At 71.1% G+C, this 12,146-nt stretch carries 11 protein-coding genes; 8 read left to right on the top strand and 3 right to left on the bottom strand.

All coding sequences use genetic code 11. The annotated features are described in order from the left end of the window. The first annotated feature begins 1 nt into the window (after position 1). Together MUN76_RS04595 and MUN76_RS04590 are read left to right on the top strand one after the other, a co-directional pair. Entirely contained in the window at positions 2-997 is a 996-nt protein-coding gene (locus MUN76_RS04595; RefSeq protein WP_244687557.1) for a phosphotriesterase family protein, read from the top strand. Positions 998-1,029: 32 nt separating this feature from the next. Beyond that, the gene (locus tag MUN76_RS04590) at positions 1,030-2,118 is read left to right on the top strand and encodes a phosphotriesterase family protein (RefSeq protein ID WP_244687556.1); all 1,089 of its coding nucleotides are present in this window, start codon (positions 1,030-1,032) and stop codon (positions 2,116-2,118) included. Here the strand turns inward: MUN76_RS04590 and MUN76_RS04585 are convergent. After that, positions 2,115-2,717 carry a TetR/AcrR family transcriptional regulator gene (locus MUN76_RS04585; protein ID WP_244687554.1) on the bottom strand — a complete coding sequence of 201 codons (603 nt, stop codon included), beginning with the start codon at positions 2,715-2,717 and terminating at the stop codon, positions 2,115-2,117. The genes MUN76_RS04590 and MUN76_RS04585 overlap by 4 nt on opposite strands. 210 nt (positions 2,718-2,927) lie before the next feature. On the opposite strand from MUN76_RS04585, the gene MUN76_RS04580 reads away from it, so the two are divergent. After that, the gene (locus MUN76_RS04580; RefSeq protein WP_244687552.1) at positions 2,928-4,496 is read left to right on the top strand and encodes a GMC family oxidoreductase; all 1,569 of its coding nucleotides are present in this window, start codon (positions 2,928-2,930) and stop codon (positions 4,494-4,496) included. A 38-nt stretch (positions 4,497-4,534) separates the two neighbouring features. On the opposite strand, the gene MUN76_RS04575 is transcribed toward MUN76_RS04580, so the two are convergent. Further along, a complete protein-coding gene (locus MUN76_RS04575; protein ID WP_244687550.1) occupies positions 4,535-5,563 on the bottom strand; it encodes a formylglycine-generating enzyme family protein in 1,029 nt (342 codons plus the stop codon). Next, entirely contained in the window at positions 5,560-6,150 is a 591-nt protein-coding gene (locus MUN76_RS04570; RefSeq protein ID WP_244687548.1) for a TetR/AcrR family transcriptional regulator, read from the bottom strand. Before MUN76_RS04570 ends, MUN76_RS04575 begins: the two co-directional genes overlap by 4 nt. A 231-nt stretch (positions 6,151-6,381) precedes the next feature. Here MUN76_RS04570 and MUN76_RS04565 point away from each other — a divergent pair, with 231 nt between their 5' ends. The 5 genes from MUN76_RS04565 to MUN76_RS04545 are packed head-to-tail and all read left to right on the top strand — an operon-like array spanning position 6,382 to position 12,126. Further along, positions 6,382-7,392: an ABC transporter substrate-binding protein gene (locus MUN76_RS04565; RefSeq protein ID WP_244687546.1), complete on the top strand. Its 1,011-nt coding sequence runs from the start codon at positions 6,382-6,384 to the stop codon at positions 7,390-7,392. A 9-nt stretch (positions 7,393-7,401) separates the two neighbouring features. Beyond that, a complete protein-coding gene (locus MUN76_RS04560) occupies positions 7,402-8,181 on the top strand; it encodes an ABC transporter permease (protein ID WP_244687545.1) in 780 nt (259 codons plus the stop codon). Then, positions 8,181-9,017: an ABC transporter permease gene (locus tag MUN76_RS04555; protein ID WP_244687543.1), complete on the top strand. Its 837-nt coding sequence runs from the start codon at positions 8,181-8,183 to the stop codon at positions 9,015-9,017. The genes MUN76_RS04560 and MUN76_RS04555 overlap by 1 nt, the downstream gene beginning before the upstream one ends. Continuing rightward, positions 9,014-9,808, top strand: a complete 795-nt coding sequence (locus tag MUN76_RS04550) for an ABC transporter ATP-binding protein (RefSeq protein ID WP_244687541.1) — start codon at positions 9,014-9,016, stop codon at positions 9,806-9,808. The genes MUN76_RS04555 and MUN76_RS04550 overlap by 4 nt, the downstream gene beginning before the upstream one ends. A gap of 2 nt (positions 9,809-9,810) precedes the next feature. Next, the gene (locus MUN76_RS04545) at positions 9,811-12,126 is read left to right on the top strand and encodes an arylsulfatase (RefSeq protein WP_244687539.1); all 2,316 of its coding nucleotides are present in this window, start codon (positions 9,811-9,813) and stop codon (positions 12,124-12,126) included. The last annotated feature ends 20 nt before the right edge of the window (positions 12,127-12,146 follow it).

The raw sequence follows: 12,146 nt of genomic DNA, 5'->3' as shown, positions 1-12,146 counted from the left end.
GATGCTGCACACCGTCACCGGCGCGGTCGCGGGGGAGACGCTCGACGTCCTCCTCGCGGCCGAGACCGTCCTGCGTGCTCCCGGTCCGATCCCGCGCAACCGCGGCGGCGCCGCGACCGACGCGGCCTTCGAGCGGGCACCCGTCTCGATGGCGCGGCTCGGCCGCCTGCAGATGGGGGCGCTGAACCGCGACGATCGGACTCTCGTGGCGAGCGACGCGGAGCCGGGGCTGCGGCGGCTCTCCGACGTCGGCCGCGCCGGCGTCGTCGCGCTCGCGGAGTGGGCGGTCCCGGCTGAGCCCGAGGCGCGAACCGCGGCGCTTGTCGGGCTCAGCCGGGCGTCGGGCGTCGCGATCGTGCGCGGCACCGTCGGGCTGGAAGGATTCACAGAAACCGTGCCCGATGCCGACACTCTGCACACGCGGATCCTCACCGAACTGCGCCACTCGGACGCCCCCGCCGGGGTGGTCGGCCGGGTCGGTCCGCTCGATCCCGACGACGCGGCAGCGCGGGATCGCCTCGCGGGCGCCGCCTCCGCCGCGCGGGCGGGTGGCGTGGCGTTGGTGCTCGCGGCCGCACCGACACTCGCCGACACCGACCGCCTGCTGGCCGTGGTCGACTCCGCCGGGCTCCGCCGCGAGCGGGTGATCCTGACGCGGGTGGCCCGGTTCCCGATCGACGCGCTGCTGGAGCGCGGCACCGCCGTGTGCTTCGACGACCTCGGGCGGATCCCAACCGTGCGCACGCGGGTGTCGGACCACGAGGTGGCGCTGGCGATCCTGCGCGGCGCCGAACTCGGTGCCGGGAATCGCCTGCTGGTGAGCGCCGGGATTCGGGTGAAGCACCGCCTGACGGCCTGGGGCGGCAACGGGTGGGAGTTCATCTCGGAGCAGTTCCTGCCGCACCTCCGACGTCTGGGTGCGTCGGAGCGCCTCCTGCACGGCGTCGCCGTCGGCAACGCGGCGCGGATGCTCGGGCGGGCGGAGCCGTGCACCTGACCCGACGATCAGCGAGGACGTCCCTGGACGGGGTGGAGATCCCGGACCGGAGCGGGCTCGCGCAGACCGTGCTCGGCCCGGTGCGACCCGAGCAGCTGGGCGCCACGCTCATGCACGAGCACCTGTTTCTCGACATCCGTCGCCCGGTGCACTCGGCGGGCCCCCGAGCGGGCGAGTGGGCGGAGGCGGCCGAAGCGCCGCTTTCCCTCGACACGCTCGCCGCGGTGCGGCGCGGTGCCGTGAGCTCCGACAACGACCTGCTGAACGACCCCGAGCTGATGCGCGATGAGATCGCCGTGTTCGCCCAGCAGGGCGGGGGCACCGTCGTCGAGGTCACCACCCCGGGCATCGGCCGCGACCCGCGGGCGCTCGCGGCGCTCAGCCGTGCGGTCGGACTCCACGTGATCATGGGGGCGGGCTGGTATCAGCGCGACCTGCACCCGGCGGAGTTCGCCTCGCTCGAGATCGAGGAGCTCACCGCGACCATCGTGCGCGATCTCGTGGAGGGCGTCGACGGCGGTGCCCTCCGCGGCCCCATCCGCGCCGGGATCATCGGCGAGGTGGGTGCCGAGGGGGCTCCGGTGCACGCCGAAGAGATCCGGAGCCTCCGCGCGGCGGCCCGAGCGTCCGCGCTCACGGGAGCACCCATCACGCTGCATCAGGGCGGCATGGGGGAGGAGCGGTTGCGAGTGCTCGATGTGCTCGAGGAGGAGGGAGCGGATCCACGGTCGGTGATCTTCGGGCACGCCGGCACGATCGCCGAGGATCTGCCGCTCGCACGCCGGCTGCTCGCGCGCGGCGCGACGGTCGAGGCCGACTTCCTCGGCACGACGGGCAGCCCGTGGGGCACGCTGTTCCCGTTCACCGACCGCAGTGTCGCGCGCGGCTTCGCCGAGCTCGTCGCCGACGGCTGGGGATCGCAGCTCGTGCTCGGCGGGGACGTGTGCCAGCGCGTGCAGCTGCGCGCGTACGGCGGGCACGGCTACGGCTACCTCGTCGATCACTTCCTGCCGACGCTGGCCGACTTCGGGGTGGGGCCGGAGGCGATGACGCAGATGATGGTGGGCACCCCCGCCCGTCTGCTCGCCTTCCGCGCGCCGAGGCGGTCAGCAGCCGGCTAGCGGCAGTCGGCGCGGCGGAGCCGGGCGATGTAGTCGGTCACCTGGGCCTCGAGCATCGACTCGTGGAAGTACGCGGGGCTCACCACCCGCGTCACGGTGGCGCCGAGGATCATCGTGATGATCTCGTTCGCGAGCTGCTCGTCGGAGGTGGGGTTCACCACGTCGCCGTCCTCGCGACCTTCCCGCAGGTACCGCAGGTAACCCGCGGTCCAGTTCTCGAGGTGCTCGTCGTAGTCGTGGTCGAGATCCGGGCTGAACACGCAGCGCTCCCAGAACGACAGCAGCACCCGCGCCGCGGTCGCGTCCTCCTGCTGCACCGGCAGGGTGAAGCGGATCGACTTCTCGAGCGCCTCGATGCCCCGGGCGTCGGCCACGTGCGCCTCGAGGCGCTCGCCGAGTCCGTGCAGCGAGCGCTCGTACGCGCCCTTGATGATCGCGTCCTTGCCCGAGAAGTAGTGCTTCAGCGCGCCGTTCGCGAAGCCGGCCCGCGCGGCGATCTCGCGCATCGTGGCGGCCTCGATCCCACCCTCGACGATGAGTTTCCAGGTGACATCGACGATGTCCTGTCGTCGCTCGTCGTGGTCGATGATCTTCGGCATGGGCGCATCCTCGAAACGTCGATGGTGGTTTTTTCTCTAGTGTAGACGAACCCGCACCGCGGCCCCGAGGCGCGCGCGTCTTGTCTCTCGCGGCACGTCGATTGTTTCCGGGTGAAGACCTCCGGTCGTGCCTCGACGCCGCGCGTGCGGACGTGGGACGCTCGAAGCACACAGCGCGGCAAGGAGGCCGCGCGCCGAGAGGAGATCTTGATGTCGGATCAGACTGAGCAGACCGCGGTTCCGAAGAGCGTCATCGTCGTGGGCGCCGGATCGGCGGGCTCGGTGGTGGCGCGCCGGTTGGCCGACGCCGGAGTGCAGGTCACGGTGATCGAGGCGGGTGGCGAGGACACCAACCCCGCGATCCACGATCTGGCGCGGATGCCCGAACTGTGGCACAGCCCGGACGATTGGGACTACCGCACGATCCCGCAGCCCGGTGCGAACGGCCACCGCATCCACCTGCCCCGCGGCAAGGTGCTCGGCGGATCCCACTCGTTGAACGCCACGATCTGGGTGCGCTGCTCGCCCGTCGACTTCGACCACTGGGCCTCGCTCGGCAACGACGGCTGGGCCTGGGACGACGTGCTCCCGGTCTACAAGGCGATCGAGAACTTCCACGGCGAGGGCGATCCCGCCTATCGCGGCCGGGACGGCCTGCTCGACGTCACCAACGAGTACGAGCTCGACCCGATCCAGCAGTCGATCATCGACGCCGCGGTGCAGGAGGGTCTGCCGTACAACCCCGACTACAACGGCGCCTCGCTCGACGGCGTCTCGCAGCAGCAGATCACCGTGCGCGACGGCAAGCGGCTCAACACCTACATGACGTACCTCAAGCCGGTGCGGGATCGGGTCACGGTCGAGGTCGGATGCTGGGTGCACGAGCTCATCTTCGCGGATCGGGCGGAGGGCTCGGACGAGGCGCCCCGGGTCATCGGCGTCCGCTTCGCCCAGGGCGGCGAGACGCGTGAGCTCTTCGCCGACGAGGTCATCCTCGCGGCCGGCGCGCTCGATTCGCCCCGGGTGCTGCTGCGCTCCGGGATCGGCCCGTCCGAGGAGCTGCGCGAGGTCGGCATCGAGCCGCTCGTGGATCTCCCCGGCGTCGGCAAGAACCTGCACGACCACCTCCTCGCCCCGGTCATCTACGAGACGTCGAAGCCCGTCGGCCCGCCCCGGCCCTGGGTGTCCGTCACCCAGACGCACCACTTCTGGGAGAGCCGCGAGGGGCTCGATCGCCCGGACACCCAGCCGATCCACTTCTCGGTGCCCATGTACGGCGAGTACCTCGAGCCGCGCTCGAGCGACGGCTTCTCGCTGCTCGGCGGCCTCGTGACCCCGCAGTCGCGCGGCGAGCTGAAGCTGTCGGGTCCGAATCCCGAGGATCCGACGCTCATCGATCTCAAGGCGCTCGAGCACGAGGACGACGTCGCGTCGCTCGTCGCCTCGGTCGAGCAGTGCCGCCGCATCGGCCGCCAGGAGGCGCTCGCGGGCGAGTGGGGCGCGACGGAGATCTACCCCGGCCCGGAGATCGGCGACGGCGAGGATCTCGTCGACTACGTCCGCGAGACCCTCGCGACCTACCACCACCAGGTCGGCACCTGCAAGATGGGCGTCGACGAGCTCGCGGTCGTGTCGCCCCGCCTCGCGGTGCACGGGATCGACGGCCTGCGGGTGATCGACGCCTCGATCATGCCGCGGGTGACCACCGGCAACACGAACGCGCCCTCGATCCTGATCGGCGAACTCGGCGCGAAGTTCGTGCTCGCCGGGGAACGGTGAGCACCGAGCGCTGAGCGTTCAGTGCTGAGCACCCGGCACTAGCTGACGGTCCGGAACCCCGCGTTTCCCATCGAGGAATCCGGGGTGTTCCGGGACCGGGCGGAGTTGCGATAGCGGTTGCAGTACGAGGGGTGGCAGAGGTAACTGCCGCCCCGGAGCACCCGCCCCGCACCGCGCGCGGGCCCGACGGGATCGACCCGCGGGCCCGCGCGGTAGGTGTGCGGGTCGAACCAGTCCGCGCACCACTCCCACACATTGCCGACGGCCTGCCACAGTCCGAACGCGTTGGGGGAGTAGCTGTGCACGGGAGCCGTGCCGATCCAGCCGTCCTCGACGGTGTTGTGCGCGGGGAATGCCCCCTGCCAGACGTTGGCCCGCCAGCGGGATCCCGTGTCGGGTCCGAGTGCGGGATCGCGGTCGGCGCGATCCGAACCATCGATCGGGGCGTCGCCCCACGGGAAGGTGGCCCCGGCGACCCCGCCGCGCGCCGCGCGCTCCCACTCGGCCTCGGTCGGCAGGCGCCGGCCCGCCCACGCGGCGTAGGCCGCTGCGTCGTTCCAGCTCACGTGCACCGCGGGGTGGTCGTCGAGTCCGTCGAGCGAGCCGGCGCGTCCACCCGGGTGTTGCCAGTCCGCGCCCCGCACCCCGATCCACCAGGGAGTACCCGGTGTCGGACCCAGGATGTCGTCGGTCGGCGCCTCGACGAGCAGGTGGAACACGGCGGAGACGCCGAACCGCTCGGCGTCCGTGCGGAAGCCGGTCGCCGCGACGAAGCGGGCGAACTGCGCGTTCGTGACGGGGGTGGCGTCGATCTCGAATGCGCCCACGGTGACCTCGTGCCGCGGGCCCTCGCCGTCCTCCGGGTGGGCGTCGCGCGAGTCGTCGCCCATCAGAAACGTGCCGGCCGGGATCGTGCACTGCGCGATGCGGTGGTCGGCGTTGCGGTCGCTGGCACCGGCGCTGGCGCTGGCACGGTCGCTGGCACCGGCACCCGGCGCAACCGCACCGAACCCAGCGGCAGCCTCGCCCCGCGCGGGGGCGCAGCAACTCGTCCGCTCCTCCGTCACGCGCGCAGGTCCGAGATCATCGTGTCGATGCTGGCCTGCAGGCTCTCGTTCGTCGCCGCCTCGGGCACGAGCACCGCCATCATCTGCCAGCCGGCGTTCTGGGCCGAGACCTGGTTCACCGCGGTCTCGACGTCGAGGCCGGGCGCGAGTTCACCGTCGGCCTCCGCCTCGAGCAGGAAGCGGCGGATCAGGTCGCGGCGGCGCACGATGTTCTCGTGGTGGATCTCCCACAGCTCGGGATCCTGCGCGGCGCGATCCCAGAACGAGAGCACGACCTGCGAGCGCTGCGGACCGACGTCCGTGAAGGGGAGCAGTTCGCGCGACATCCGGCCGAGGGCCTCCAGGCCGCGCACCCCCTGCACCCGCTCCAGGATGCGCTCGTGCGAGTTGGAGAAGACGTGGAGGAACGCGGTCGTGAGCAGGCTCTGCTTGTTCGGGAAGTAACGCGCGATCGCGCCGTGGGCGTAGCCGGCCTCGGCCGCGATCTCCCGCATCGTGACGCGGTCGAACCCGTCGCGGATGATGATGTTCGTCACGGCCTCGGCGATGTGCGCGCGCCGTTCGTCGTGGTCGACGACCTTGGGCATGCGACTCCCTTCGTTCGTTCTCGATCATAGGGACGACCGGGGTGCGACGGGGGTCCCGCGGATTTTTAATCACCAATTGGAGATTAATCGTTACCCCGTTGTTACATGCGGAACGGCAGGCGCGGTTATTCTTTAGTCACCACTTGGTGATTATCCAAATGGATCGCGGCACCCGAGGGGGCCGCACCCCGAACCGCACGCATCGCTCGCCACCGACGAAGGAGTCGTCCCATGAAGAAGTCCAATCGTGTGCTCGCCGCACTCGCGCTGCTCCCGGCCGCCGCGCTCGCGCTCTCGGCCTGCTCGTCCGGCGGCACCGGCGACTCGGCGGCGGAGGGCGGCGCCGAGGGCGGCGTCACCACCCTGAAGGTCGCCACCATCGGCCTGACCTCCGACGGCAGCCTGCTCACCGGCATCGAGCAGGGCTTCTTCGAGGAGGAGGGGCTCGAGATCGAGACCTCGATCGTCGCCAATCCGCCGGCCGGCCTCGCCGCGGTGCAGAGCGGGCAGGTCGACATCGCCTACTCGCCCAGCATCCCGCTCCTCAACGCGCTCAGCCAGGGCGTCCCGATCCAGGTCATCGGCGCGGCCGACGGCTTCGCGCCGGGCGCGGCGGAGGCCGAGGATCCCACCACCCTCGATGACACCGGACTCTTCGCGAGTGCGTCGAGCGGCATCACCAGCATCGAGGATCTCGAGGGCAAGACGGTGGCGATCCCGGCGCGGAAGGCGCAGCTCGAGGTGGTCATCGCCGGGGAGCTTGAGAAGGCCGGCATCGATCCCGCCACCGGCGTCAACTGGGTCGTGCTCGATTTCACCTCCGCGGTGGCTGCGCTGCAGAACGGTACGGTCGACGCGGCCGGGCTCGTGAGCCCGTTCACCGCCGAGGCGCTCGACGGGGGAGCCGTGCAGCTCGCCGCACCGTCGGTCGGCTTCTTCGAGGAGGGGGCGACCGGTCTGTGGACCGCCGGTACCTCCACGATCGAGGCGAAGCCGGAGGCGATCGCCGCCTTCCAGCGCGCGATCGTGAAGTCGAACGCGTACGCGACGGAGCATCCGGAGGAGGCGATCCAGGCGGGGCTCGACGCCACCGAGTCGACCCTCACGGTCGACGAGGTGAAGCTTCCCGTGTGGCCCGCTGAGGTGCTGCCGATCGACCTCGAACGCCCCAACGAGAAGATGGTGGCGCTCGGATTCCTCACCGCGCCGGTCGACCTGTCCGGCGTCATCCTCGAGGGCTGATCCCGCACCATGCGCTCCACTCCGCTCCTGCAATCCGGCATCGGCGCCCTCGGCGTCGTGGCGGCGCTCGGCCTCTGGCAGTTCGCCGCCACGACCGGACCGCTCGCCGACTCGCCGCTCCCCACCGCCGGTGAGGCCCTCACCGCGGTGTTCCAGTTGGCCGCCACTCCCGAGATGTGGCGGGCGACGGGCGACACACTGACGATGGCGCTCGTGGGCCTGGTGCTCGCGGCCGTCATCGGCGTGCTCATCGGCGTCGGCATCGGCGTCTCGCCGCTCGCGATGCACGCGACCCGCGTGCCGCTCGAGTTCCTGAAGCCCATTCCGCCGATCGTCGTGCTGCCCATCGTGGTGCTGGTGCTCGGACCGACCGCGAACATGGGGATCTTCCTGGTGTTCTTCGGGTGCTTCGTGGCCATCGCGGTGCAGGCGTCGGCCGGAGTGTTCGACACGGATCCGGTCGCGCGGGCGACCGGGGAGTCCTACGGAATGCGCAAGTCCGAGATCCTCGCCCGCATCGTGCTGCCGAGCGCGCTGCCCTACATCGGCACCGCGCTCCGCGTGGCGGCCCCGACAGCGCTGATCGTCGCGGTGGTCGCCGGGCTGCTCGGAGGAGGCCCGGGCCTCGGGCAGAGCCTGCTCCTGAGCCAGATCTCGGGGAATCAGGACCACCTCTTCGCCTACGTCCTGATCCTCGGCATCCTCGGCATCCTCGTGCAGGGGCTCAGCCAGTGGGGCGAGCGACGCCTCCTCCACTGGCACCCGCAGTACCGAAAGCAGGCGCACTGATGACGCTCACCTCCTCGATCCCGACCCGGACCCGGACGGCCCGACGACAGCGCCGGGGGCGCACCCCGCGCGGTCTGCTGATCGGCGCCGAGATCCTCGTGCCGATCCTGCTGCTGGCCGTGTGGTGGCTCGCGTCGACGAACTCGACCAACACATTCTTCCCGCCGCTGCAGCGGATCCTGGAGCGGCTCGTCCAGCTCGCGCAGACCTCGATGTTCTGGGCGAACGTCGGTCTGTCCGTCGGCAACCTGCTGCTCTCCTTTGTGCTCGCGAGTGCCATCGGGGTGCTCCTCGGCGCGGCGCTCGGCCTCATCCGGCCCCTCGCCTGGTTCGTCGAGCCGACGGTGCACTTCTTCCGGGCGATCCCGCCCGTCGCGCTCGTCCCGATCTTCGTCTCGCTCATCGGCTTCGGCAACGAGACGCGCATCCTCTCGATCACCCTCGCCGCGCTCTTCCCCGTGCTGATCTCGACGATGGACGGCATCCGCGGCGCCGAGCCGACGCTCGATATGGTCGGTCGGGTCTACCGGCTCAGCCGCTGGGACCGCCTGGTCTCCGTCGTGCTGCCCGCGGCGAGCCCGCGGATCCTCTCGGGTATGCAGGTGAGTCTGATGACCGCGTTCGTGGTCATGATCGCGAGCGAGATGCTCGGGTCGTCGACCGGCCTCGGATCCATGACCCTGCTCGCGCAGCAGTCGTTCGCGATCACCGACATGTGGGCCGGGATCCTCACCCTCGGCGTACTCGGCTACGCCACCACCGCACTCTTCGTACTCTTCCGGCGCCGGGTGCTGCGCTGGTACATCGCCTCACAACAGCAGGAGAAGCAGTCATGACGCTCACCGACCTCACCGACGCCCCCGTCCGCCTCAGCGTGAGCGGGCTCGCGAAGAGCTACGACACGAAGCGCGGAGCCGTGCCGGTCATCGCCGACCTCACCTTCGACGTGCGGGTCGCGGAGATCGCCTGCATCGTCGGGCCCTCCGGCATCGGCAAGACGACGCTGCTGAAGTGCCTCACCGGCCTGCAGAGCATCACCTCCGGATCCGCGCGGATCGACGGCACGCTCATCGACGGCCCGCCGGAGGAGATGGCGCTCGTGTTCCAGGAGTACACGCGATCGCTCATGCCGTGGCTCACGGTGGAGAAGAACGTGCGGCTGCCGCTGCGCCACCTCCGCCTGCCCGCCGCCGAGCGCGAGGAGCGGATCAGCTCCGCGCTCGAGGCCGTGGGGCTCACGGGGGCCGAATCGAAGTACCCGTGGCAGCTCTCGGGTGGCATGCAGCAGCGCGTCGCCATCGCGCGCGCCATCGCCTATCGGCCCGAGGTGCTCGTCATGGATGAGCCGTTCGCCTCCGTCGATGCGCAGACGCGCTTCGAACTGGAGGACCTGTGCCTGCGGATCCGCGCGCAGTTCGGCATGACGATCGTCATCGTCACCCACGACATCGATGAGGCCGTGTACCTCTCGGACCGGGTCATCGTGCTGGGGGAGCGCCCGGCACGGGTGACCCGTATCATCGACATCGACTTCGGCGGGCCCCGGGATCAGCTCACGACGCGGGCTCGGCCCGAATTCGCGGAGCTGCGCACCGAGATCTTCGAACTGATCCGGAAAGCGGGCTAGGGGTGCGTCCGGAGGAGCGGCGCGCTCCCGAGGGGTTCGGCGGCAGGATCGCGGAGTTCGTCTCCGACTCGGAGCCCTGGTGGCCGGATCGCACCCGGGCCCGGGACGGTGCACCGAACGTCATCGTCATGCTCGTCGACGACCTCGGCTTCAGCGACCTCGGGCCGTTCGGGAGCGAGATCCCGACCCCGCACGTCGACCGCCTCGCCCGCGACGGCTGGACGTTCACCAACTACCGCACCGCGCCCATGTGCTCGCCGGCGCGGGCGGCGCTCATGACCGGCCTCAACCCGCACCGCGCCGGGTTCGGCTTCGTCGCGCACACGGATCCCGGGTACCCGGGATACACGTGCGAGCTGCCGGAAGACGCCCCCACACTCGCTGAGTCGCTCCGCGCGGGCGGGTACGCGACCTTCATGGTGGGCAAGTGGCACCTCACGCTCGAGTCGCGCCTCCACGACGCGGCCGACCGATCCTCGTGGCCGCTGCAGCGCGGCTTCGATCGCTACTTCGGCAGCATGGACGGTTTCACCTCGCTCCACCACCCGCACCGCCTCGTGCGAGACAACTCGGTCGTCGACCGGCCGGAGGTGCCCGACGGCTACTTCCTGACCGACGAGCTCATCGACGAGTCGCTCACCATGATCGACGAGCTCCGGGTGAACGACGCGCGCAAGCCGTTCTTTCTGTATGTCGCGCACACCTCCGTGCACGGGCCGATCCAGGCGAAGGCGGTCGACATCGAGCGGCATCGCGGCCGCTACGAAGACGGCTGGAACACGCTTCGCGAGGCCCGCTTCGCGCGGCAGCTCGAGCTGGGGGTGATCCCGGAGGGCGCCACCCTGCCCGAGCCGTCGCTCGCCGACGCTGAGGCGATCCCCGAGTGGTCGACGCTGAGCGCCGACGACCGCGAGCTCTTCGCGCGGCACATGGAGGTCTACGCGGCGGCCGTCGACGAGGTGGATCAGAGCCTCGGGCGACTCACCGCGCACCTCGAACAGCTTGGCGAGCTCGACAACACCATCATCGTGCTCGCGAGCGACAACGGCGGCACGGCCGAGGGCGGACCGAGCGGCACGCGGAGCTACTTCGCGCAGTTCGGCGTCAACGCCGAACTGCCCGAGGGCTGGATCCGCGATGTGCCGCGCGACCCCGCGGAGATCGGCGGGCCGCGGCTCTTCAGCCAGTACCCGACCGGCTGGGCGCGGGTGTCGAACACCCCGTTCCGCTCCTTCAAGTCCTCGACATACGAGGGCGGGGTGCACGCGCCGCTCGTCATCTCCTGGCCCGCGGCGCCCGAGCGGACGCGGGGGCTTCGCGATCAGTTCGTGTTCGTGTCCGATCTCGCGCCGACGATCCTCGACCTCACCGGCGTGCCGCCGCTGGCGGAGCGCCACGGCCGGCCCGCCCAGGAGCCCGACGGCCGCAGCGTGCGGACGGTGCTCGACGATCCCGCCGCTCCCGGACGCGCGTCGCAGTACTTCGAGTGCGTTGGTCGCCGGGCGCTCGTGGACGGCGCGTGGAAGGCGCTCTCGCCCGTGCCGCCCGCGCGGGAGGAGGGGGCCGCCGGGGGCCGGTGGGAGCTCTACCACCTGGAGACCGACCCGACCGAGACGCGCGACCTCGCGGCGGAGCAGCCCGAGCGGGTCGCGGAGCTCGCGGAGCGCTGGCGCGATGAGGCGTGGCGGAACGCGGTGCTGCCCCTCGACGACGACGGATCGCTGCACCGCACTCGGCCCGACTCGGAGGCCGCGCTGGCCGAACCTGTGACCCTCGTGCCGTTCCGGCCGCCGCTCGAGCGCTTCCGCTCGGCGCAGCTCACGGTGCTGAAGTCGTTCCGCGTGGAGATCGACGTCGAGCTCGGCGCGTCCGCCGCCGGCGTGCTCATTGCGCACGGGGATCAGGGCGGCGGCTATCTCGTGGCGCTCGACGGCGGGCGGACGCGGCTCGCCTACAACGCGTACGGTGACATGCATCGGGCGGTCGGCAGCGCGCTCGGGCCCGGGCCGCACGAGCTGATCCTCCGCGTCGACGAGCTCGACGGGCTGCGCTGGCGGCTCCGACTCGAGGTCGACGGTGTGGTGGACGCCGAGATCGACGCCGTTCCGATGCTCATGGGCATGGCACCGTTCACCGGGATCAGCGCCGGGTACGACTTCGGCGGGCCAGTCGACTGGGAGCTCCACGAGCGGCACCGGAGCTACCGCTTCAGCGGGGGCGCGATCGAGCGGATCTGCATTGTGCCCGGGGCGCGCTCGCAGCACGACCGCACGGTGCTGCGCCGGATCGGCGTGGCCGTCGCGGAGCTCGCGGACTGAACGGTCCGGCGGGGTCTGTG

This window comes from Leucobacter rhizosphaerae, from assembly GCF_022919175.1.
Lineage (GTDB): Bacteria > Actinomycetota > Actinomycetes > Actinomycetales > Microbacteriaceae > Leucobacter > Leucobacter rhizosphaerae.
This window is presented reverse-complemented; position numbering and strand designations above follow the sequence as displayed.